At 36.1% G+C, this 22498-nt stretch carries 22 protein-coding genes; 10 read left to right on the top strand and 12 right to left on the bottom strand.

What is annotated here, in order from left to right; genetic code table 11:
* Positions 1–23: 23 nt before the first annotated feature.
* Complete coding sequence (gene nhaA, locus LB465_RS15820; RefSeq protein ID WP_224470896.1) at positions 24–1349, bottom strand: Na+/H+ antiporter NhaA; 1326 nt, start codon at positions 1347–1349, stop codon at positions 24–26.
* Between the two features lie 275 nt (positions 1350–1624).
* On the opposite strand from nhaA, the gene corA reads away from it, so the two are divergent.
* The 3 genes from corA to LB465_RS15835 are packed head-to-tail and all read left to right on the top strand — an operon-like array spanning position 1625 to position 4208.
* A complete protein-coding gene (corA, locus tag LB465_RS15825; protein ID WP_224470897.1) occupies positions 1625–2701 on the top strand; it encodes a magnesium/cobalt transporter CorA in 1077 nt (358 codons plus the stop codon).
* 13 nt (positions 2702–2714) lie between these two features.
* The gene (locus LB465_RS15830) at positions 2715–3836 is read left to right on the top strand and encodes a lactonase family protein (RefSeq protein ID WP_224470898.1); all 1122 of its coding nucleotides are present in this window, start codon (positions 2715–2717) and stop codon (positions 3834–3836) included.
* 45 nt (positions 3837–3881) lie between these two features.
* Positions 3882–4208, top strand: coding sequence for a hypothetical protein (locus LB465_RS15835; RefSeq protein ID WP_224470899.1), 327 nt, complete (start codon positions 3882–3884; stop codon positions 4206–4208).
* 108 nt (positions 4209–4316) lie between these two features.
* Here the strand turns inward: LB465_RS15835 and LB465_RS15840 are convergent, their stop codons facing one another.
* The 6 genes from LB465_RS15840 to LB465_RS15865 all read right to left on the bottom strand — a co-directional run bounded on the left by LB465_RS15840 (position 4317) and on the right by LB465_RS15865 (position 11206).
* Positions 4317–5237 carry a M14 family metallopeptidase gene (locus LB465_RS15840; RefSeq protein WP_224470900.1) on the bottom strand — a complete coding sequence of 307 codons (921 nt, stop codon included), beginning with the start codon at positions 5235–5237 and terminating at the stop codon, positions 4317–4319.
* A gap of 21 nt (positions 5238–5258) precedes the next feature.
* Entirely contained in the window at positions 5259–6308 is a 1050-nt protein-coding gene (locus LB465_RS15845) for a glutathione synthetase (RefSeq protein WP_224470901.1), read from the bottom strand.
* The gene (locus LB465_RS15850; RefSeq protein ID WP_224470902.1) at positions 6308–8152 is read right to left on the bottom strand and encodes a flavohemoglobin expression-modulating QEGLA motif protein; all 1845 of its coding nucleotides are present in this window, start codon (positions 8150–8152) and stop codon (positions 6308–6310) included. The genes LB465_RS15845 and LB465_RS15850 overlap by 1 nt, the downstream gene beginning before the upstream one ends.
* 246 nt (positions 8153–8398) lie before the next feature.
* Entirely contained in the window at positions 8399–9487 is a 1089-nt protein-coding gene (locus LB465_RS15855; protein WP_224470903.1) for an endonuclease/exonuclease/phosphatase family protein, read from the bottom strand.
* Between the two features lie 123 nt (positions 9488–9610).
* Complete coding sequence (locus tag LB465_RS15860) at positions 9611–10918, bottom strand: mechanosensitive ion channel family protein (RefSeq protein WP_224470904.1); 1308 nt, start codon at positions 10916–10918, stop codon at positions 9611–9613.
* 3 nt (positions 10919–10921) lie between these two features.
* The gene (locus tag LB465_RS15865) at positions 10922–11206 is read right to left on the bottom strand and encodes a DUF3817 domain-containing protein (protein WP_224470905.1); all 285 of its coding nucleotides are present in this window, start codon (positions 11204–11206) and stop codon (positions 10922–10924) included.
* 155 nt (positions 11207–11361) lie between these two features.
* On the opposite strand from LB465_RS15865, the gene galE reads away from it, so the two are divergent.
* Positions 11362–12402, top strand: a complete 1041-nt coding sequence (gene galE, locus LB465_RS15870) for a UDP-glucose 4-epimerase GalE (protein ID WP_224470906.1) — start codon at positions 11362–11364, stop codon at positions 12400–12402.
* An 80-nt stretch (positions 12403–12482) separates the two neighbouring features.
* Here the strand turns inward: galE and LB465_RS15875 are convergent, their stop codons facing one another.
* The 4 genes from LB465_RS15875 to LB465_RS15890 all read right to left on the bottom strand — a co-directional run bounded on the left by LB465_RS15875 (position 12483) and on the right by LB465_RS15890 (position 14863).
* On the bottom strand, positions 12483–12641 hold the full coding sequence (locus LB465_RS15875; protein ID WP_224470931.1) for a YqaE/Pmp3 family membrane protein: 159 nt from the start codon (positions 12639–12641) through the stop codon (positions 12483–12485).
* 91 nt (positions 12642–12732) lie between these two features.
* Positions 12733–13509 carry a DUF1206 domain-containing protein gene (locus LB465_RS15880; RefSeq protein WP_224470907.1) on the bottom strand — a complete coding sequence of 259 codons (777 nt, stop codon included), beginning with the start codon at positions 13507–13509 and terminating at the stop codon, positions 12733–12735.
* A 260-nt stretch (positions 13510–13769) separates the two neighbouring features.
* Positions 13770–14387: a YqaA family protein gene (locus LB465_RS15885; RefSeq protein WP_224470908.1), complete on the bottom strand. Its 618-nt coding sequence runs from the start codon at positions 14385–14387 to the stop codon at positions 13770–13772.
* 101 nt (positions 14388–14488) lie between these two features.
* Positions 14489–14863 (bottom strand): hypothetical protein, encoded by a 375-nt coding sequence (locus LB465_RS15890; protein ID WP_224470909.1) that lies wholly within the window; start codon positions 14861–14863, stop codon positions 14489–14491.
* Positions 14864–15130: 267 nt separating this feature from the next.
* On the opposite strand from LB465_RS15890, the gene LB465_RS15895 reads away from it, so the two are divergent.
* The 4 genes from LB465_RS15895 (at position 15131) to LB465_RS15910 (ending at position 18344) form a co-directional block, all read left to right on the top strand.
* Positions 15131–15841: an SDR family oxidoreductase gene (locus LB465_RS15895; protein ID WP_224470910.1), complete on the top strand. Its 711-nt coding sequence runs from the start codon at positions 15131–15133 to the stop codon at positions 15839–15841.
* Between the two features lie 100 nt (positions 15842–15941).
* On the top strand, positions 15942–16274 hold the full coding sequence (locus tag LB465_RS15900; RefSeq protein WP_224470911.1) for an ArsR/SmtB family transcription factor: 333 nt from the start codon (positions 15942–15944) through the stop codon (positions 16272–16274).
* Positions 16275–16329: 55 nt separating this feature from the next.
* On the top strand, positions 16330–17418 hold the full coding sequence (locus LB465_RS15905) for an ArsO family NAD(P)H-dependent flavin-containing monooxygenase (RefSeq protein WP_224470932.1): 1089 nt from the start codon (positions 16330–16332) through the stop codon (positions 17416–17418).
* A 179-nt stretch (positions 17419–17597) separates the two neighbouring features.
* Entirely contained in the window at positions 17598–18344 is a 747-nt protein-coding gene (locus LB465_RS15910) for an SDR family oxidoreductase (protein ID WP_224470912.1), read from the top strand.
* A 100-nt stretch (positions 18345–18444) separates the two neighbouring features.
* Here LB465_RS15910 and LB465_RS15915 read toward each other — a convergent pair whose 3' ends face one another.
* Positions 18445–19440: an NADP-dependent oxidoreductase gene (locus LB465_RS15915; RefSeq protein ID WP_224470913.1), complete on the bottom strand. Its 996-nt coding sequence runs from the start codon at positions 19438–19440 to the stop codon at positions 18445–18447.
* A 283-nt stretch (positions 19441–19723) separates the two neighbouring features.
* Between LB465_RS15915 and LB465_RS15920 the strand changes: the two genes are divergently transcribed.
* A complete protein-coding gene (locus tag LB465_RS15920) occupies positions 19724–21967 on the top strand; it encodes an FUSC family protein (RefSeq protein ID WP_224470914.1) in 2244 nt (747 codons plus the stop codon).
* On the top strand, positions 21968–22489 hold the full coding sequence (locus LB465_RS15925; protein ID WP_224470915.1) for a DUF6155 family protein: 522 nt from the start codon (positions 21968–21970) through the stop codon (positions 22487–22489).
* Positions 22490–22498 lie beyond the last annotated feature (9 nt).

Genomic DNA, 22498 nt, shown 5'->3' on the forward strand with positions numbered 1-22498 from the left:
ATAGGAATCAGCTTTAGGATAAATTAATCTCCATTCCCCGTTTTTCTTAAGTAAAAATATCCGATGAGTCCGGCAATTAAAGAGGCAGAGAGTATTCCTATTTTTGCCTGAGACAGGTAGTTTTCATTTTCAAATGCAAGTTCGGTAATAAATAATGACATGGTAAAACCTATGGCCGCGAGAAATCCAATGCCGTAGACGTGTTTCCACTTCACTTTATGCGGTAAACTGGCTATTTTAGACCAAACCATAAGCCTGGAAAAGAAAACGATCCCGATGAATTTCCCAAAAATAAGCCCGATTATTACACCAATCGTAACCGGACTTAAAAGGGCATCAAAAGAGACACCTCCAAGGCTAACGCCTGCATTGGCAAATGCAAAAATTGGAAGAACCACAAAACTCACAAACGGATAAAGCGCATGCTCTAAACGCTGTAAAGGCGGAGTAGCATCTTCGGTTAAGGAAGAGAATTTTTCTATGTTATGGGTAATATGTTCTTCGGCTTCTTTTGGATTTTTCTTTCTATTTCTAAATTCCTGTTGTATTTCGTAGGCTAGGAGTTTAGATTTCCTAAGAAATAAAGGTGTGTTAATTCTTTTGGTATTCGGGATTGCAAAAGCAGCCAAAACCGCCGCAATAGTAGCGTGAACTCCTGAAAGTAAGATTGCCAGCCATAAACCACCAATTCCCATAACAGCATAAAATAAAGTGTTTCTAATCCCTATTAGATTGGCTATTGCCAGGATTAGTACAAAGATTCCAGCAATTGCGAGACTTTGCAGGGAAATATCTGAGGTATAGAAAAAGGCAATGACCAAAACCGCACCAAGGTCATCCACAATAGCGATTGCGGTTAAAAAAACTTTTAAGGGTAGAGGCACCCGATCTCCGAGCAAGTAAAGAATTCCAAGGGCAAATGCGATATCGGTAGCCATGGGAATTCCCCATCCCGAAACCGAATCTAAACCGGTATTGAAATAAAAATAGATAAGCGCTGGAAAAAGCATTCCACCAACAGCAGCCCCAATGGGAAGTATCGATTTTCTAAAACTGGAAAGTTCACCTTGTAATATTTCTCGTTTTAGTTCCAGGCCGATCATAAAAAAGAAAATAGACATGAGTCCGTCGTTAATCCAGTGCAGTAGATTTTTCCTGATTACAAAATCGTTTATTCCTAAATGAATGTATTGCTTCCAAAGATTATGATAGGCATCGGCAAGTGGTGAATTAGCCACAATCATCGCAAGAATCGCTGAAAAAATTAATAAAAGACCAACTGAGGTTTTTTTCTCGATAAATTTTTTAATGGGTAACAGCAGGTAGATATCAAGGCGAGATTTTTTCATAATAACCTGGTTATTGGGGATATTCGATTATAGCGTTTAGATAAATTTATATCCGTTTTCTACGTATAAATATGATGAAACTCAGTTTTATTCGATTATCGAGATTTAAAAATTTCCGGTTTCCTTCGAAATTAAGATATATTTTCCAATAATGCTTTTTGGGCTCTGCCCAAGGTAGTTTACCAGTATTTTTTTAATGCTGCAAATTAGTTTAGCCCGGTTTTTAATGCAGCCAAAAACAAAACTTTGCTACCTTTAGCCTACAAAGTACGATTATGGTAAAAAAGATTACGCAGAGCTTACGCCGGCCAAAAATGAAATCGGTAAATCAACCGCCGGGAACGGTAACCTATGTTGGTAGAAAAGAATCTGGTGAAACAAGGCTGGAAGTTATAGATTATAATAAAGATAATTATGAAAAGCATATTTCTTCTTCTACCGAAGATGCTTTTAAGTTTGAAGCTGAAGACCGTATAACCTGGTTTAATATTGATGGATTAAGCAATACTGTAGAAATCGAAAAACTTGGTAAATATTATGATCTTCACCCCTTAATTATTGAAGATATTGTAAATACTACACAACGGCCAAAAATAGATGAGTACGAAGATTATTTGTTTATTGTTGCCAAGATGCTCTATCATCAGGACGGGCAATTGGTTAATGAACATATAAGTTTTGTTTTAGGAAAAGACTACGTGTTAACTTTTCAGGAAGCAGGTGGGGATGTTTTTGATGGCGTTCGAGGCAGGCTGGAAAAAGCTTACGGCCGTATTCGTACAAATGGTTCAGATTACCTGGTTTTTGCACTTTTAGATGCTATTGTAGATCATTATTTCCTGGTGGTAGACGAGCTGAGCGAGAAAGTGGAAAAACTGGAAGAACAACTTTTTGAAAGTCAGCCAAGTGACGATATTACTTATGAAATTCAGGATCTTAAAAGAGCTATTTTAAGGGTTCGCCGGGCAGTTTTTCCACTTAAGGAAGTGATTTCCAGATTTCAGAATTTAGAAAATGATCTTATAAAAACCCGTACCAAAAATTACATAAACGATCTTCACGATCATATCCTTCAGGTTTCAGAAAATATAGATTTGTATCGAGAGATGGCCTGGGGCCTTATGGATATGTATATGACCACGATTAGCAATAAAATGAACGAGGTAATGAAGGTTTTAACCATTATGGCCTCTATTTTTATTCCATTGACATTTATTGCCGGTATTTATGGGATGAATTTTGAATATATCCCCGAACTACAGTGGGAATACAGTTATTTTGTATTGTGGGGAGTAATGATCGTTATTTTTCTCCTTATGATCTACTATTTTAAACGAAAAAACTGGCTATAACGCAATTATAATTATGATAAGATTTACCTTAATTACTCTGGCAATGATTCTAACAGGTAGCTGTGCTGCCCAGAATTCTGAAATTCCTGTCTATATTGGAACTTACACCAAGAAAGAAGGCCACGTAGATGGAAAGGCAAAAGGAATATTTTTAGCCATGCAGAACCCTGAAAATGGAAGTTTACAACCTGAAAAAACGGTAGCCAAAATTATTAATCCCAGTTTTGTAAAGGCTTCTGATGATGATGAAAATCTATACGCCGTGAGCGAATTGGGGGGCGGTGATGCAGAATCCGGTTTTATTTATTCTTTTAAAAGGAATAAGGATAATAGCCTGGAAGAGTTAGGTAAAATTTCTACTGAGAGTTTTGCGCCCTGCCATATTGAAATAGACCAAACCGGAAAATATGTTTTTGTCTCAAACTATATGGGCGGAGTAGTTATGGTTTATAAAAGGGGAGAAGATGGCAAGCTGGGAAAACAGCAAAAAATTCAGTTAGAAAATCCTGAAGCCTCGCATGCGCATTCGACTTCAATTACAGCAGATAATAAAACCGCCTATATCTCTGATTTGGGAAATGATAAGATCTGGATCTTTAATTTTAATGCGGAAACTGGGAAGTTAAGTCCGAAAGAAAAGCCTTTTGTGCAGTTAGAAAAAGGTTCTGGTCCACGACATTTTAGTTTTTCTAAAGATGAAAACTTCGCTTTTTCAATGAATGAACTTAATTCTACTGTTAGCGTTTTTAAAATTGAAAAAGACGGCAATCTGAAAGCTATTCAAAATATCTCGAATCTTCCAGAAGATTTGGAAGGGAAAAATTCAGGAGCAGATATTCATTTGCACCCTTCGGGGAAATTCGTTTATACTTCTAATCGAGGGCATAATAGTTTAGCGGCTTTTAAAGTAGATGAAAATTCGGGTAAATTGAGCGTGATTGGCCATTACCCGACAAAAGGGGAAACCCCACGAAATTTTGCAATTTCCCCGGCTGGAAATTTTCTTTATGCGGCGAATCAAGACACTTCTACAATTAGTAGTTTTAAAGTTAATTTGGAAACGGGTGAACTTGAAGAACATTTACTTCCCGTTGAGGTGATGTCTCCGGTTTGCGTAGAATTTGCTGAAAATTAATTTGGCTTAAATTTTTAAAAAATTGAATAGGCTAAATCAGCAAATATGAAAACGAAAATTTTTACTGCGGTTATAGTCTTTTTGCTAATGTCGTGCGGGTCTATGACCACTCCCGATTCTGATCAAATAATTCGACAACCCGAAGATGCACCAGCAAATTTCGCTTTGGCAAATGGGATGAATTTTGAAGAAAACGTTTGTAAAAGTCCGATGGTAGATCCTGAAGATGGAACTGAACTAATTATGGTTCGTTCCTGGGGAAACGGGATAGGAGATTATGAAGTTCCAGAAGGTAAATATGGACTTGCAAAACGAGAATTCTTACGTGTAAATTGCGAAACCGGAAAACTAATTGGAATTGTGAAGAAGTAACGCCAAATACCTATTAAAAATAAACCTCACAAAACCTGTGAGGTTTAATGTATTAGATTTTGAAATGAATTCAGAATGACGTGTGATTTCTCAGTTATTTGTACTCAATCACTTTCTTTCAACTTCTTCAATAACAAAAAAACCATCGTTACCCTGCGATTGATAAAGCGGCATAAAAATCCTGGCATCCCATTCGCTTTTCACCTCGTTGCCATTCTGTTTTGCAAGAAGTTCTCCTTTTTTAATCTTCTGAAAATTCTCATACCCCGGTTCCATTTCAAATACATCTGAATCTTCGAGTCCGTGGCGGTGAACTAGTTCAAAGGTTTTTTGGTCCGGAGCGTTTTTCTCCGCAAAACGGTTTACACATTCAGGATAGGTTTCAATTTTAGAAAGATCGAGCTTACAGGCTTCTTTTAAAGCCAGCCAAATCACACCTTCGTGATTTTCAACCGAAGTTTTGTCTTCGTGTTGTCCGGCTTCAAATACAAAGCCTGTCATTCCTGTTCGGCTTAGATAATGGTCTATATCTCCGGTAATAATATCGCTAAAACCACGTACGATAAAAGTTGGGAAATTATGCGCCCATTCGTCATTATCGTTCACTTCCTGTACCGAAACATAAGGTAAACTCGCCGATGAGGTGGTATGACAATCCAGGAAGTAACGTTTAGTAAAATCTTCTTCCGGAAATTGTTTCAGAATATCTATAATTTCCCACATTTCTTTCTGCTCGTGGGTTTCAGCTTTTTTCTGCTCAATATTTTCCTTGGTCCAAACCCGGTTAAGGTCTTCATCTATATAACGCTTATTTTGATTGAGCGCTTTGTGATTTCCGGAAACTCCTACCAAAGTTCCTTCAATTTCTGGTTTGGTCTTTTCGAGTTGTTTAAAAACTTCTTCCAAAGCCTTTACGCCACTGGGTTCATTTCCGTGAATTCCAGCGGTTACAAAAAGTAGAGGCCCTTTTTTATTACTGGTATATTTCCCAATTATCCTTGGTATATGTTTATCTGGTTTATTACTCATAATAAATTCCTTTCAGTTTATTTATTCCATACAGGCAATCTCCCTGTTGTCAAATTGGTGCCCGTATAGCTCTTTATATTCAACCTTACGTTCAATAGCTTCAATTACTGTATCGGTAAAATCCGGGAGGCCTATATCTTTAAAATGCTCCATACCGCCTGGACTTAAAACATTGATTTCTATCAATTTATCTTTCACTACATCAAGACCTACAAAGAAGAGTCCGTCTCTAATAAGCTTTGGAGCAGTTAGATCTACAATGCGTTGCATCTCCGGAGTAAGATCGCTGCTATCTGCAGTGGCGCCAAGGGCGAAATTACTTCGGAATTCACCTTCACCACTCACGCGTCTAATAATTGCCTGTTTGCCATCTTTAACCATAACACGACCATTCATTAAAATAATCCTTACATCACCATCCTTAACGGCCGGTAGGAATTCCTGTGCTATAACATAACCGTCCTGACTAATGGTCTCAATAATTTGGTTGATGTTTTTTTCATTTTCATCTATAAGAAAAACGTTTTGGCCACCGGAACCTTCCAGCGGTTTTAAAACGATTTTTTTATCGTTCTTTTCCCAAAATTTCAGAATATCTTCTTTGTTCCTGGTTATTAAAGAATCTGGTTTTATTTCTTGCGGTAGTTCCTCAAAATAAAGTTTATCTATAAAAGCGTGGGATAGGGCATAGGCATCATTCAATACCAAAACACCCTGTTGTTGCATCATTCTTCCAAAAGCAACTCCCGCCTGCTCAGCCCATTCGCGGCCAGAACCTTCTTCGGTAGGGTTATTTCTTATAAAAAGTACATCCAGTTTAGTTGATTCTATCCTCTTTTTTCTCGCTTTAGAACTTTGCAAAGCTTCCAAAAATTTCTTTGGAGATTTGGTTTTTGTATTTTTAGGTACCTGGGTACTATTTATACTAATAGGCGCATCGTGATGAAAGTTGAAATCACCAACTCCCATTGCATAGACCTCGTGACCACGAGCGTGGGCAGTAGTCATTAACATAACAGAGGTTCCACAGCTCTCGGATTCAATATCGTTTAATACAAAGCAAATTTTCATTAGGTTATCATTTGTGAAAGGGGAAGCCCCTCTCTGATTAAGTTTAATTTATTGGTTATATTCTCGGTTAATAAATAACTTGGGCGCAAGGCGCTCGTTTTTAATACTTTTCTTTCGGTTAATTCTTCGATGATTTTGGTATGTTTCAACCCGAATTTTCCTGCCAGTAAAGGTTCGTATTCCCCACCATTTTGAAGATGATCGCGAAGTTGAACCAGGCCTTTTAAGTAGATAATATCCTTTAAAAATCCTCCTCCCTGCATTATTCTGGAAGTTATATTAAAAGCTCTTTCGGCGGTAAAACCATAATCCATTTTTAATAACCTGAATAACTGCGGAAACTCTGCTCCTTCCATCAAGGCCGATCCTGCAATTACTCTTCCAGCCAAAGTCCTTAATCTATTACCGGTAAGTCCGTCTACTAAAAACTCAGACATTACTGCAAGTCCTTCCTGAAGTGGATCGTAATCTGCAAGGCCGCTGCTTAATAATTCTAAAGGTTGGCGCGTTCCGTTATAATAGGTAAGCACATGAGTTCCAACCTCGTGCTGAATAAGTGCCGTAGCTTCAGTTTTATTCATTCTATAATCTGCCGGAATATAGAGTTCACCTTTATTCACCATCATAATATTCACATCTTTACGAATGTGAACCTTGCTTTTAAAATTTTCATCCTGTTCAACAAAATAATCAAACTCGCGGCGTGCAAGACTACTAAAGCCCTTGGCATCTATAAATTCCGCATCATCTTCCTCTGCAACTTCGTCTACTTCCCTAAGAATTTGACCTGCTTCCTGACTTAATTTTGGGTCTAAGCCTTTGTATAATCTAATACTATTATAAAAGAAATTAGAGGTTCCACGTTCACTTAACATCGTGATTTGCTGATCCAACTCTTCACGCTTTTCCCTGAAAATATGAGACATAGCAGGATCGTCTATTTCTTCAATTTTAAGGTTATAAAGTTCCCTTTTTAGCAAATCGGGGTCTATAGGAAGTAAGCGATAGTGATAGTCTAATACCTTTTCATAATTACTTTCAAAAAAAGTTTCCTTTATATCCTGAATATTAGCCGGGGAAACCAACCATAAAAACTGGTAAGAACGTTCTATTTTTGCCAGGGCTTTATCTATTTCAAAAACCTTTTCCTTTAGATGTTTTCTACCCAGGGCAAGATAACTTCCCACCCCGCTTGTAGTTTGTACCCTTACATAATCAAAAATTGCTTTATGAATACAGGTTATAAGGTAATCCTTGAACTGCCTTAGAAAAACGGGATACACTTCATTATTTTCATCCCTATAAACAGGTGGTATTTCAAGTCCTACGATTACTGCACCAGATTTTTTTGCCTCATCAACACTCAAAATTTCTTCATCACCTTCTTTTTGACGATGGGGCGTATCTTTAATTTCAGCTTTTAAATAAAGTCCCGAAAATATATTGTTAATATTGTTGAGCTCTTTTTCTAAAACCTTTACTGAGCTGGGCAGTTTTTGTGCCGGAGCCTTTATGGTAAAACAATTATTAGGTTCTCCCGTATAGATTTCAAAAATCATGTACGATTTAAAATCTGAAGAAAGTTTATCGGCAAGGGCATAAATTAATCTTTGGTAGGCTTCAAAGAACTTATTTCCAATTAAAAGATAAGATGCTTCACTTATAATAATTCTTTCTGTACCCGCATCATTTTTTCTCTTTCGGTAAACAACCAGGTAAGGTAAATTATCTTCTATATGAATTAAACCTCCACCCGGAAGCGAAGCACTTATTTTGCCATCTTCTTCAAGGATTGTTAAAATTTGTTTAATTGATTTCTCCGATAATTCAGATATATTCAGCATTCTGTGTTTCCTCTATATTTTTAAATGAATATTATTAAACGAAAACCACTGTTTCTAAGCGAAATAATGGCTAGAATTGTGGTTGAACAATAATTAAATTTAGAAAGAAAACTAAGGAATTCTGGATCGTAAACTTACTTTGGGTTTTATTTAAGACATTAGGTGAAAAATTACTTAAATAAACAAATAATTATTAAAGGAAGCAGAAATTACTAATTTGGTAAAAATAGATGGATAAGAAGCGATTTACTCTTTTTCCTGAGCGTCTTCCCTTGTTTTTTCTTCCTCTTTTTCAATTTGCTCCCGGGCATTTTTTATTTCTTCTTCTGTAGCGGGCTCTGGTTTTTGTTCTTCAGCTTTGTCAGGTTCGAGATTAAGTTCAATATACAGTGGAAAGTGATCTGAATCTATTTCGCTACCCAATTTAAAATCGGCTACCCTAAATTCTTCGGTTACAAAAACGTGGTCTAGAGACCAGCGCATCACGGTACTGGTAGCATCAAAAGTATTGTAAAAGCCACGACCAATCCGGGTATTTAATAAGCCGGCCACATTTTGAAAAAGGGCGGTGGTAGAAGACCAGGCAACATCGTTAAAATCTCCGGCTACCACCACCGGTAGTTTAGAATCTCTTACCATAAATGCAATTTTCATCATTTCGGTATCCCTGTCTGTAGAAGAAGGGTTGTGCTGTGGCATTGGTGGTGTGGGATGAATAGCATGAAACATTATATCTTCTCCAGATCTTAGTTTTAAGATGCTGTGAATAGAAGGAATACTATCGTCTACCAAATAACGTATTTGTGGATTTGTAAGCTCTAATCGTGAATAGAATAACATCCCGTAGGTATTATCTAAAGGAATTTCAATTTTATAAGGATAAGTATCAGTAACTACAGTAAGATCCTCTTTCCATCGGGTATTGGTTTCAGTAAAAAGTAAAACATCAGGATTTTGTTTTTTAATATCGGCTATTACCAAATCAGGATTTTCATTCTTCTGAAGCACATTCGCAGCATAAAGGCTAAACTTATTGCTGAAATTTTCTTCGGTAACCTGGCCAACTTCATAGTCTTTATGCGGAAAGTAAGGATAGATTTTCACCACTTGAAAGAGAAAACAAGCCAGCAATACAAGCATAAAAATATAATCTTCGGCACGTTTCATATCAAACCTGATAAAGTATGCAGCAAGCGCCGTTAAGGTGAGCAGTGTTAACTGGATATGTAAATAATCAAAAATACGTATCCACCAGAAATCTGCAGCAATTAGCGGAATAAGTGTCATTACCACCGCGATAATCCCAAAGACCTGAAGAAACCCTTTTAAAGTCATATTTTTTTGATTGGTTTGGTCATTGAAAGATAATAGTTTATTCGGATTTACTCACTAAGTGAGATCCATAAAATGACGATTCTTAACCTGATATAAACTGAATTTATTTTTTCCTCAGAAGAACTATTGATCTTTACTTAGTTGATTAGAAGTAATTTTTTCATTCAAATAATCACGAATATCGTCACCCGATGGAGCTTCGAATAATTGGAGATCAAAATAGGAAACGGCAGCTATTATATGGTCAAAAATATCGGCAGTGATATATTCGAAATTTTCCCAGCGTTTATCGCGACTAAAACATAGAATTTCTAAGGGAATCCCGTGTTCTGTTGGTTGTAAATGCCTTACAATAATGTACATTTCTTTATGAACAGCCGAGTGAGTGTTTAAATAAGTATCAATATACTTTCTAAAAATACCAAGATTTGTTTGATTTCTCCCGTTTAAAGGAAGTTTTGTATCAATTTCGTTTGTAGTGTTGTAAGCGTCAATTTCATTCTGCCGTTCTTCGAGATAGGAAGAAATTGACTGTATGTTTTTATATTTTTCAAAATCTTCTGGTGTGATAAATTTCACTGAATTCTGTTTAATAAAAACCGAACGTTTAATTCTTCTTCCGGGAGATTCCTGCATTCCGCGCCAGTTCTGGAATGATTCAGAAATTAAACTGTAGGTGGGAATAGAGGTAAATGTATTATCAAAATTCTGAACTCTTACCGTGGCGAGGGTGATTTCAGTTACGGTACCATCGGCGCCATATTTGCTAAAAGTAATCCAGTCGCCAATTCTTACAATATCATTCACGCTAACCTGAATAGACGCCACAAAACCTAAGATGGTATCTTTAAAAATTAATAGTAAAATTGCCGATGCGGCACCCAGGGAAATAATAAAATTTATGACATCTTTTCCGGTAATTTCAGCGATAATAAAGATAAAGGCGAAGAGCCAAACAATGATCATCGCTACCTGAATATAACTTTCTACCGGTTTATCTTTGAATGATTCTAAGGTTCTTAGGTAGTTTTTGGTGGCGCGCAAAAAGCTTCTAATAAGCCAAACGATAAGAAAAATGATATAAATATCAATTAGAAAAAAGAAGGCTTTAATCGCCAGGGGAAACTCTACTAAAATATAAGGAACAGCCAGGTAAATGATGATTAATGGAAGGATCTGTCCTATATATTTTGGGAAATTAGTTTTTATAAGAAAATCGTCGAAAGTAGTTTGAGTTTTATTACTAAAACTTTTAAATGCCTCAATCACAAAATTTCTTATCAGGTAATTTATTCCAAGAATTAATAGGATTAGCACCAGGATATTCAAAAGTAAATTTAGATAGAGCGCAAGCGTAGGATTTACCCCCTGGTCTATTAGAAAAGTTTCAAAAAGACAAATAAGATTTTTAAATCCTTCCTCTATATTCATAGTTTAAAGATATTTTTTTTCAACATAAAAAGGTCCAAAAGGCACCAGTGAGCATCCAAGTATTATTAGAAGTTCTTTAAAATTCCAATTTAAGGGTTTAAATAGCCAAACAGCACCAAATACATAAGCGATAAAAAGTACGCCGTGAGCCATTCCCACTTGTTGCACCATTTGTGGCATTTCCCAAATATATTTTAGTGGCATTGCGATAAATAATAACATTAAAAATGAAAGTCCTTCCAGGATACTTACATATTTAAAAACAGTTTTTTGCTTTTCTAAGGGCATAGTTTAAAATTTAGATTGCAAAGATAGGTTTTATAGAGAATCTGGTAATTTAGAATAGACTTTTCGTTAAAATAATTAATAACCGAATTAGTATTTTCCTGACAGGTTTAACAAATTCATTTTTATTAATTTGCGTACAAATAAAAATTAAAGAAATGAGCTCTAAAATATTGGTAACCGGCGGACTTGGTTTTATAGGTTCTCACACGGTTGTTGCGCTTCAGGAACAAGGTCACGAGGTAGTGATTATAGATAACCTTTCTAATTCTTCTATAGATGTACTTGCAGGAATTACCAAAATTACTCAAAAAAACCCGGCTTTTGAAAATATTGATCTTCGGAATAAAAACCAGGTTAAAGAATTTTTCGAAAAATACCCTGATATTGAAGGAGTAATTCATTTTGCTGCTTCTAAAGCAGTTGGTGAAAGTGTTGAAAATCCTTTGTTGTATTACGAAAATAACGTAGCAAGCTTAATTTATTTGCTTCAGGAACTACAGCTAAAAGAAAATGCATATTTTATTTTTAGTTCTTCCTGCACGGTTTATGGCCAGGCCGATAGTTTACCTATTACTGAAAATGCTCCGGTTAAAAAAGCCGAATCTCCCTACGGAAATACCAAGCAAATAGGAGAGGAGATTATAACTGATACCGCTAAAGTCAATAAGAATTTTAAAGCGATTTCGCTTAGATATTTTAATCCGATAGGAGCGCATCCCTCAACTGAAATTGGAGAATTGCCAATTGGTACTCCACAAAATTTAATTCCATTTATTACGCAAACCGCTATTGGAAAAAGAAAAGAACTTTCGGTTTTTGGAGACGATTATCCAACTCCGGATGGGACTTGCATTAGAGATTATATCCATGTGATGGATTTGGCTAAAGCTCACGTTGTTGCTTTAGAGAGACTTCAGCAAAATAAGGAGAAAAGCAATTTTGAAGTTTTTAATCTGGGAACGGGAAAAGGAAGCTCAGTTTTAGAAGTGATTAATTCTTTTGAACGTTCTACCGGCGAAAAATTACCTTATAAAATTGTAGGCAGAAGGGAAGGAGATATTGTTTCGGCCTATGCCGATACCCAAAAGGCCAATGAAGAATTAGGCTGGAAAACCGAGAAGTATTTGGATGAAGCTTTAAAAAGTGCCTGGGATTGGCAAAAGGAAGTTGTAAAAAGAGAAGAAAAAGAGAATTAGTTTTTTCTGGTTTATATAAAAAAGGTCTGGAAGTAGAATCACTGCCAGACCTTTTTTGTTTTCTTATTCAAATTCAGAAACTAATCTGAACCATTTACTATAAATGCGTGAATCACTCCGGGAACCCAGCCTAAAGCGGTTAATAATAGACTTATTAAAAAAGTAACTCCCAAACCGTGTTTTAAGAAAACGGCCAAAGGAGGTAGTAGAATATTTAAAATGATGGTTAACATAATAATTTTTTTAATTGGTTATTTCTATCGAAATTACAGAGAAATACTAATCCTCCAATTAGATTTAACGGGTTCTTGGTACGGGTTTAACAAAATATCATGCTTTAAATTTTCGGTATTTAGCCAGCATAAATACATAAATACTGTAGCAAACCAAACCTGCAGCAACTAATCCCATTAGCCACGAACCATAGGGTGAATCCTGTAAGAAAGAAAAAGCATCAGCGGTTCCTTTCATATCTGAAGTATTAGATTCTACAGCTGCTCTTATAAAGATATAAGCTAAAACCCCGAAAATAATCCCGCGTGCAATCAAACCGAGATAGCCTGTATTTTTCACGGTTTTTCGTTTCTTTTCATCTGTAATAGAATCATAGCCAAAATCGTCAAGGAATTTCTTTGTTTTAGCTTTATTAAATTGGGCAATACTGGCTACAACCAGTCCTACACCTATGACTGCAAACACAACGACCCCAAGAGTTCCTGTAAGTCCGCCGCCAGATCCGCCACCCGAGGAGGAACCGGCATTTATTAATTTCATAAATGCATAGACTGCCAGACCCAGATATAAAACGGCACTAATAAAATAGGCTACACGTTTTCCTTTGCCTTTTTTATCGTCTCCAATATTTTCAGGATCCTTAATTGACTGAATAAATCGCCAGGCCGAGTAGCACAAAAGCCCCAGGCCTATTAAAACCAGTAATGCATTTCCAAATGCCTGTTTCTGCAAAAATTCTATTACCTGTAAATTACTTGATTTTTGTCCCCCCATATTAAAGGCCGCGAGAAATGTAAGTATTCCCATGATACCATAAACAGTGGCTTTGGCGACATAACCCACCCGGGCCATCTTTTTCAATTTAGAATCCATTTTCTTAAAAATTTGTTTGGTTGGTAAACTAAATTTAAATTTTTGAAAACAGATAAACGAAAACTTGGGAAAATTTTAAAGGTTTGCTTGATTGCGATTTAAAAACTCCCAGGCTTGCCTCCTAAATTAAATAATGGTACATAATGAATGCTTCGGGGCTTGGTCCGAGGAGGTTTAGTGGAAATTTAAAAAACTGAAATGATCTTTAAATTTTTGATTTTTGAAAAGATAAATATGAAAAATATTTAATGATAAAAACTTTAAACCATTTCAAAAATAACCAGGGCGTACAGGTAAAATCTTACAAAGCGCAGTAATCCAAACATCAGGTAACTCGGGAATTGGAATTTTATGATACCCGCCGCGATACTCGTCATTGCAAAAGGTATTGGAAGTAAAGCACCCACAATAATTAAAAACCCACCCCATTTACGGGTGTTCTTTATATGCTGCGCCATTTTTACTTCAATGGCTTCGTGTACAGCCGGTATTTTGGTCATCCATCTACCTATAAAATAGGAAATTACTCCTCCTAAATAAGAAGCTAAAGCCAATAAAGAAAGGTATAGAATAGGACTGGCAGATTTCCCGGACCAGGCGATAAATAATTCTGGTGGAATTAAACCCAGTAAAGATTCTGAAGCAAAGAAAACACTAATAATACCCAGTGGCGAATAAGTTTCAGTCACTGTAACAAGCATTTGCTCAATATCAAGAACCCAACAATCTATGGCTAATAGTGCAGCGATAAATAAAATTATGGGTAAAATTGCCTTTTTTACGCTTTTCCAAACAAAAGTATAAAAACCGGTATAACTATAATACTGGTGCAACAAGCGTATGCGCGACTTCTTTTTAGATTTCGCATCTTTCTTCATCAAATTCTCCTTTAGCAATTTTCTTATTAAGGTATTTTAATAAGATTTTTATGCCGACTAATATTCAAATACCAGACCAGTTTACTTTTTCAAGTTAAAATCTAGTTTTCTTCAGCATACTCATTGAAAGCTTTTACATATTCACGCAGTTCCAATTCATTTACACGATTTGAAGGATCGGCCATTAAAGAAAGTAAATAATCCAGGCTTTCCTGTCCCGTTGCTTCTTCCTGTACCGGTGCTTCTTCACCTTCTTCTATCGGATCATCCTCTGGGATGGCAATATTAAAAGAATCGTAAGTATCTACATGTTCGTAAGTTAACCTGATGGCTTTTGCCAATAAAGGCTGCCCTTCTTCTACAACAAGGGTTCTTAATTCTTTCAGGTCGTTTACCAAAGTATTGGTAATTATTCCGTTGCGCATTAAATCACGCTGAATCTTATTGAGTAATTTTTGGGCTTTGATATTATTCAAGAGAATATAAGTTAATCAGGTTACACTAATTTTTTTGCAAATGTACTGCTTTCGTAGTTTTATAAAACATTTTAACAAAGAAATTAAGAAGCCAAATTAAGCAGGGAAGGTAGATGTTGAGGAAATCATTTTTCTAAGTAGGAAAATATTCTTTATTGAATACCCTGAGGGCAATGGTCCTTAAAATTAACAATATCTTAGTCCTTAAGATTTCAGCAAAATAGCATTGTTTAGTAGCTTTAGCATAATTAAAAAATTAAAATTAATATGAGTTCATTAAAAGGAAAAGTTGCATTTATAACTGGTGGAAGTAAAGGTATTGGCTACGGCGTTGCCCAATCACTTCTAGACTTAGGAATGAAAGTAGCTATAACAAGCCGATCTAAGGATGCTGCTGAAAAGGTTGCAAAAGAATTAAGCGCTACTGATGCATTAGGATTGGAAGCCGATGTTAGAAATTTTGAAAGCCAGGAGAAAGCTGTAAAAGCGGCAATAGATAAATTTGGACAACTCGATGTTATGGTTGCAAATGCCGGAATTGGGCATTTTGGATCTATAGACGAGTTATCGCCAGAAAAATGGCAGGAAACTATAGACACCAATCTTACCGGTGTTTTCTATAGCGTGAAATCCAGTTTAGATGCTTTAGAGAAATCTAAAGGATACCTTATCACTATTTCCAGCCTTGCAGGAACTAACTTTTTTGCCGGTGGTGCTGCTTATAACGCTAGTAAATTTGGCTTAACAGGGTTTACTCAGGCAGTGATGTTAGACCTTAGACAAAAAGGAATTAATGTAAGTACCATTATGCCGGGTTCTGTAGCTACGCATTTTAACGACCATACGCCAAATGAAGAAGATGCCTGGAAAATCCAGCCGGAAGATATTGGAGAACTAGTGGTAGATTTACTTAAAATGAATAAACGAACCTTGCCAAGTAAGATAGAGGTAAGGCCATCGCAACCACCTAAGAAATAAAGAATAGAAGGTTTTAGAAAAGAGGTTTTGTAAGTTAATTTATAAAACCTCTTTTTTTGAAAACTCATTTATCGTAATATTGCAATAAATAATTTTTAAAATGGGTCTAACAAAATCCGAAATATTCAGTCCGCTGCAAAACGAACTGTCAGGAATAGCCAAAGTTTTAGGGCATCCCGCAAGAATTGCAATTCTTCAGGAAATTATTAAATCGAAATCCTGCATTTGTGGAGATCTCGTTCAGGAAATCGGACTTGCACAACCCACGATTTCACAGCATTTAAAAGAACTAAAAAATGTAGGTCTCATCAAAGGAGATATTGAAGGTACCCGGGTTTGTTACTGCATTAATCCTGAAAAATGGGTCCAGGTAAAAGAGCTTTTTGCAGCTTTTCTTGATTCTAATATTCCTGAAGGCGAAGATTGCTGCTAATAGGCGTTGAAGTTTCTATATTATTCTATCTGTTGAGTTCAGGGTTTTAGATGAAATAAAAAAGTATTTTGAAGAAAAATTAGTGAAAATGGCTGAAGTTTATGATGTTATTATAATTGGAGGAGGCCAAAGCGGACTTGCCTGCGCCTATTATTTAAGAAGAACAAAGCTAAATTATTTAATTCTTGACGATCAGGAATCCTGTGGTGGAGCCTGGCAAAAAACCTGGGATTCACTCAGACTTTTCTCTCCAGCCGATCATTCTTCGCTACCGGGTTGGCTTATGCCAAAAACCGAAGATGGGTTTCCACCAAAAGATCATGTGATTAATTATTTATGCAAATATGAAGAGCGTTATGATCTTAACATAAAGAGACCAGTGATTGTTGATGTTGTTGAAAAAGAATCAGGTGTTTTTAAGATAAAAACTTCAGCTGGTAATTTTTCAGCTAAGACAATCATTTCTGCAACCGGGACCTGGAAAGCTCCGTTTATTCCGAAGGTTAAAGGAATTGATATTTTCCGAGGAAAACAACTTCATTCAGCTCATTATAGAAATCCGGATGATCTTGAAAGCAAAAAAGTACTCATTATTGGTGAAGGAAACTCGGGAGCACAAATTTTAGCTGAAGTGTCCAAAGTTGCCAATACAAGCTGGGCTACTTTAAAAGACCCCGAATTTTTACCCGACGATGTAGACGGTAGGGTGCTTTTTGATGTGGCCACGGCAAAGTATAAAGCCGAAAAGGAAGGAAAGAAATTTGATCCTAAAGATTATAATCTTGGGAATATTGTGATGGTACCACCGGTGAAGGAAGCCAGGGAAAGGGGAGTGCTTAAAAGTAAAGGCAGTTTCAAAGAATTTACCGAGGATGGCGTGATTTGGGAAGACGGAACGAAAGAAGAATTTGATACTGTAATTTGGTGTACCGGTTTTCATTATGCTACAAGTCATTTAAAGAGTATTGCAGAAACCGATACTAAAGGGAAAATTAAAACACAGGGAACTAAAGCTGAAAATGTTGCAGGATTATGGGTAGTAGGCTATGGCGGCTGGACGGGTTATGCTTCGGCAACTTTAATTGGCGTTGGGAGAAGTGCAAGAGGCACTAGTAAGGAGATTATAGAATTTCTTAAAGATTAATTATTTAGATTCAGAAGTAAATATTCCAGAATAGCTAATTTCCTAAAAATTTTAAGAGCTTGTCTTCCTAATTATTGATGTATGTTAGGCTATGCCGTTAAATGCGTACTAAAAATCTAAAATTACTGGTTTCAGTCTTTTCATTCCTATAGTTTTGATTAAAACCAAAAAAAATAGATATGAGTATTAAAGGAAAGACTATAATAATTACCGGAGCATCAAGTGGAATTGGAGAAGCTACCGCTAAGAAGTTATCTCAAGAAGGGGCTAATGTAGTTCTAAGCGCTCGTCGTGAAGATAGATTGAAATCTTTAAAAGATGAAATTGAAAAGAATGGCGGAATGGCTTTAGTTGTTCCGGGCGATGTTACTAAAAAAGAAGATTTTAAAAAGATTGTTTCGGCAACTTTAGAAGAATTTGGAAGTATTGACGGGATTATAAATAACGCAGGTTTAATGCCACTTTCCTATGTTAAAAATCTACACACAGAAGAGTGGGATAAAATGATAGATGTCAATATTAAAGGTGTTACAAATGGTGTAGCAGCTGTTTTGCCAACAATGATGGAGCAAAAAAGCGGACATATTATCAATATTTCTTCCAGTGCAGGACATAAATACTATCCTGGGGGAGCCGTTTATTGCGCTACCAAAGCAGCGGTGAAAATGTTTAGCGAAGGTCTTAGGGCAGAATTAGCTCCTAATTTCGGAATCAATGTAACATCCATCGATCCAGGTTTTGTATCTACCGAATTGACTGATACAATTACCGATGATGAGATCAAAAAAGATATGGAGCCAATGTTTAAAGAATTAACTCCATTGCAAGCTCAGGATATTGCAGATGCAATTTTTTATTCATTAAGTCAGCCAAAAAGAGCTAACATAAACGATGTTTATATTATGCCAACAGATCAGGAACAATAGAGTTTTTGTAAAATCTTACCTAAATTAAAAAAGGTTGTTTGGAATTTCTCCAGACAACCTTTTTTTGTTTCCGGGCAAAGTAAAGCCCCAACATACTTACTTAAATTTCAACCACCATTTTTCCGGTATTTTTTCCTTCAAAAAGATCTAAATATGCCTGTGGTGTTTCCTCAAAACCTTTTACGATGGTTTCATCATACTTTAATTTTCCTTCACTTAACCAACCGGCCAGTTCTTTTATGGCGCTTTCAAATTCATTAAAATGATTACGTACTAAAAAACCCTGCATCAAAGCACTTTTCTTAATTAAAATACCTTCCAGTCGTGGACCCGTCGGCATTTCTTTTTCGTTGTAAATAGAAATTGCACCGCAATTTATAATTCTGGCAAAACGGTTAATATTCATCATTACTGCATCCAGGATTTCGCCACCTACATTATCGAAATATACATCTACACCGTCTAGACAGTTTTCTGCGATAGCTTTCTGCATATTTTCGGTGGTTTTATAATTGATTCCTGCATCGTAACCGAATTGCTTCTTTATGTGATCTATTTTTTCATCGCTTCCCGCAATTCCTATCACTTTGCAGCCCTTTATTTTTCCAATCTGTCCTGCTACACTACCCACGGCTCCAGCCGCACCTGAAACAACGAGGGTTTCATCTTTTTCAGGTTTTCCAATATGTTTTAGTGCTAAATGAGCAGTTAGACCGGTTAAGCCCAGGATGCCCAGATAGGCACTGGGTTTTGCTAAATTGGTGTCGATTTTATTTAGATTTTCACCGGAATGGGTTTGAAAAAGTTCCCACTTCAACATTCCGCTTAGAAAATCTCCTGTGTTAAAATCATCGTTATTGCTCTCCACAACTTCAGCAACCAACATAGATTCTATGGGTTTATCCAGTTCAAATGGCGGGATATAAGATTCCTCGTCCCGCATTCTTCCGCGTAAATAAGGATCTACTGAAATATATTTGGTTTCCAGTAAAATCTCTCCATTCTTTGGGGATGGTTTTTCGATTTTGGTGATTTCAAAATCTGAAAGGGAAGGTTTTCCCTTTGGTCGGTTTTTTAAAAGTATGCTTTTATTCATTTCTAAACTGATTTAATTATTTAACGAATTGAAATCTTATTACCGGTACTAGCCGGTCTTATAATCATATTTAGTAAATTACTGCTATGTGTAAGATTCTGCAACTCACGAATATTAATTTAAACTTAAAATCATACTTCAGGGAAACTTGCAACGTATTAAGTTGAACAAATAGAATATTTAGAAGATTGAACTTAACTTAAGTAGTAAATGTTATCATTTCTTAAAGAAGTGGTTGATACTCTATAATACAACGTAACTTTGCTCAAAAAAAGAACAAGATTTGCCCAATATTATAATTAATTACTGGCAGGAATTCCTGAAATATATTAGAAGCACCGATTTCTCTAAAGCTATGGTGCTTACTGTAGCGATTGGTTCTCCGGTTGGAATTTTTATCTGGCTGGGTAATTTTGAGATAGGTGTGGTCCTTGCAATGGGTGCGCTATTAAGTTCTCCCAGTGACATTCCCGGCAGTTTTAGACATAGAAATATAGGAGTAATTCTAGCAGCCTTGCTGGCAGGAATTGTTTCTATAATTATGGGTTATGCTTCAGCTTATTTATGGCTGGTTTTACCACTTTTAGGCATTTTAATGTTCGGAATTGCATATCTGGCGGTTTATGGATTTAGGGCTTCGCTGGTTGCTTTTGCCGGTTTGTTTGCGATTGTATTGAGTTTTGCGAATATTTCTACTGAAATTCTCCCCTGGGAACGAGGTCTTCTTATTGTGGGCGGCGGTTTATTTTATTTACTTTTAAGTAATATCTGGAATTTTCTAAATCCTAAACATCATACTGAACAGCTTTTAGCCGAGTGTCTAGAACTTACCGCTAAATACCTAAAAACAAGAGCGCATTTACTTACCGAAACCGCTGAAAGAGAAAAACTTCAGCAAAAATTGTTTTTATTACAAACCGATCTTAACGAGAAACACGAAAGTTTGCGTAACATTCTAATTAACGCAAGGCGGGCTTCAGGAAATTCAAATTACGGCCGAAAGCGGTTACTAATATTTATTGAATTAGTAGATATTTTAGAGTTGGCGATGGCCAATCCTGTAGACTATAAAAAAATGGATGAAGTTCTGGAGGGTGACCGGGAGTTACTAAATCGCTTTAAAAAACTGATTAAAAAAATCGCTTTTCAGTTGGAGGAACTTTCAGTGGTTATTGAAAAGAAGAAAAAATCTTCAACTAAAGAAATTCGTCAATATTTAAAAGCCGTAGAAGAAAACTTCAAAGAAGTGCGGGCGGTTATTTCGTCAGAGAATAACGAAAAAGCATTTTTACTTCAAAATTTATTCGATTATTTAGAAAAGCAGGGGCAAAAGATAAATACCATAGTTAGGGTATTACACAATTTAGACACCCGGGAACCGGTTTTATTAAAGAATAAAGAAGTTTCCCAATTTATTACTCCGCAGGATTACGATCCCAAAATGCTTATTGAAAACTTTAATTTTGGTTCTCCAATTTTTAAGCATTCGCTAAGGCTGGCTATTGTAATTCTTGTGGGATTCAGCATAGGATTATATTTTTCGTTTGAAAATGCATACTGGATCATCCTTACTATCGTGGTAATTATGCGGCCCAATTACGGACTTACAAAAGACCGTTCTAAACAACGAATTGTAGGAACTTTGATAGGTGCGGTAATTGCTCTGGGAATTGTTTTTATAACAAAAAATCAGGTAGTTTATGGAATTCTTGGTCTTTTTTCACTTACACTGGCTTTTTCCTTGTTACAACGAAATTACCGTACGGCAGCGGTTTTTATTACGTTGAGTATCATTTTTATCTATGCGCTTTTAAAACCAGATGTTTTTAATGTGATTCAGTTTAGAGTGATAGACACTGCCTTGGGCGCCGGGCTTGCTGCTTTGGGCAACCTGGTTTTATGGCCGGCCTGGGAATCGCAGCATATTAAAAATGTGATTAAAGAAAGTATTGGTGCCAATAAAAAATATTTGGAAGAAATTGATAGTTTTTACCACGAAAAAGGAACCTTGCCTACATCTTATAAGCTCTCGAGGAAAAGGGCTTTTTTAGAAATGGGGAATTTAAGTGCATCTTTTCAACGAATGACGCAGGAACCAAAATACAAACAAAAGGAATTGGGACAACTCTATAAGATTGTAGGTCTAAACCAAACTTTTCTTTCGGCTCTTGCCTCGTTGGGGACTTTTATACAAAATCATAAAACTACCGCTGCATCTAAAAATTTCGAAGTTTTTGTTTCCCATATATGTACTAATTTAGAAAATGCAGTAAAGGGTCTGGAAGAATCTGAAACATTAAAGGGTTTTGACTCTTCCCGCACAGAAAAAGCGGCTTCAGCTTTATTGAAAACCTATAAAGAATTACTTACGGAAAGGGATAATCAATTAAAAGAAGAATCGCAAAACGATCAAAAAGACGTACAATTAAGGTTACAGGAAGCGCAATTGGTAAGTAGCCAGGTACAATGGCTTTTAGAAATTTCAGAAAATCTTCAAAAAACCATAGCGAAAACAAAATTTAGCTAAATGAGTAAGCGGCAATTAAAGAAATACCTTGAGGATTTAGATAAAGAGCAGCTGGAAGAGCAAATAGTAGATCTTTACGAGCGCTTTAAACCGGTAAAGGTTTTCTACGATTTTGTGTTTAATCCGCGGGAAGAAGAATTAATGCGGAAAGCCAAATTAAAGATTTCTAAAGAATATTTTCCTGAAACCAGGCGTAAACCAAAAGCCCGGCGATCTATTGCTCAAAAAGAAATCAAGCATTTTCAGCAACTTGGGGTAGAACCACACTTAACTGCAGATTTAATGCTTTTTAATATTGAAATTGCGCAAACTTTTGCTGAAGAAAAAAGCAATTTAAAGGAGGCTTTTTGTAAAAGCATGTTCAAATCTTATGAAGAAGCCGTTAAGTTTATTTTGAAGGAAGGCGTACTTCCCGATTTTAAAAATAGAATCCTGAAATTAGCTGCAGAAGCCGAAAATCAAAGCTGGCCAAATGCTTACAGGTTTGAAAAAATTGAAATGCAATTTCAGGAAGTGCCGTAATTGTGTACT

The organism is Salegentibacter lacus (genome assembly GCF_020164555.1).
In the GTDB taxonomy this organism is placed as follows: domain Bacteria; phylum Bacteroidota; class Bacteroidia; order Flavobacteriales; family Flavobacteriaceae; genus Salegentibacter; species Salegentibacter lacus.

What these genes read in the sequence shown, in the direction of transcription:
- LB465_RS15895 (WP_224470910.1), top strand. Translation starts at nt 15,131, where the DNA reads ATGAGTTCATTAAAAGGAAAAGTTGCATTTATAACTGGTGGAAGTAAA.
- LB465_RS15910 (WP_224470912.1), top strand. Translation starts at nt 17,598, where the DNA reads ATGAGTATTAAAGGAAAGACTATAATAATTACCGGAGCATCAAGTGGA.
- LB465_RS15900 (WP_224470911.1), top strand. Translation starts at nt 15,942, where the DNA reads ATGGGTCTAACAAAATCCGAAATATTCAGTCCGCTGCAAAACGAACTG.
- LB465_RS15855 (WP_224470903.1), bottom strand. Translation starts at nt 9,487, where the DNA reads ATGACTTTAAAAGGGTTTCTTCAGGTCTTTGGGATTATCGCGGTGGTA.
- nhaA (WP_224470896.1), bottom strand. Translation starts at nt 1,349, where the DNA reads ATGAAAAAATCTCGCCTTGATATCTACCTGCTGTTACCCATTAAAAAA.
- LB465_RS15860 (WP_224470904.1), bottom strand. Translation starts at nt 10,918, where the DNA reads ATGAATATAGAGGAAGGATTTAAAAATCTTATTTGTCTTTTTGAAACT.
- LB465_RS15850 (WP_224470902.1), bottom strand. Translation starts at nt 8,152, where the DNA reads ATGCTGAATATATCTGAATTATCGGAGAAATCAATTAAACAAATTTTA.
- LB465_RS15840 (WP_224470900.1), bottom strand. Translation starts at nt 5,237, where the DNA reads ATGAGTAATAAACCAGATAAACATATACCAAGGATAATTGGGAAATAT.
- LB465_RS15865 (WP_224470905.1), bottom strand. Translation starts at nt 11,206, where the DNA reads ATGCCCTTAGAAAAGCAAAAAACTGTTTTTAAATATGTAAGTATCCTG.
- LB465_RS15830 (WP_224470898.1), top strand. Translation starts at nt 2,715, where the DNA reads ATGATAAGATTTACCTTAATTACTCTGGCAATGATTCTAACAGGTAGC.
- LB465_RS15880 (WP_224470907.1), bottom strand. Translation starts at nt 13,509, where the DNA reads ATGGATTCTAAATTGAAAAAGATGGCCCGGGTGGGTTATGTCGCCAAA.
- LB465_RS15925 (WP_224470915.1), top strand. Translation starts at nt 21,968, where the DNA reads ATGAGTAAGCGGCAATTAAAGAAATACCTTGAGGATTTAGATAAAGAG.
- galE (WP_224470906.1), top strand. Translation starts at nt 11,362, where the DNA reads ATGAGCTCTAAAATATTGGTAACCGGCGGACTTGGTTTTATAGGTTCT.
- LB465_RS15885 (WP_224470908.1), bottom strand. Translation starts at nt 14,387, where the DNA reads ATGAAGAAAGATGCGAAATCTAAAAAGAAGTCGCGCATACGCTTGTTG.
- LB465_RS15845 (WP_224470901.1), bottom strand. Translation starts at nt 6,308, where the DNA reads ATGAAAATTTGCTTTGTATTAAACGATATTGAATCCGAGAGCTGTGGA.
- LB465_RS15835 (WP_224470899.1), top strand. Translation starts at nt 3,882, where the DNA reads ATGAAAACGAAAATTTTTACTGCGGTTATAGTCTTTTTGCTAATGTCG.
- corA (WP_224470897.1), top strand. Translation starts at nt 1,625, where the DNA reads ATGGTAAAAAAGATTACGCAGAGCTTACGCCGGCCAAAAATGAAATCG.
- LB465_RS15915 (WP_224470913.1), bottom strand. Translation starts at nt 19,440, where the DNA reads ATGAATAAAAGCATACTTTTAAAAAACCGACCAAAGGGAAAACCTTCC.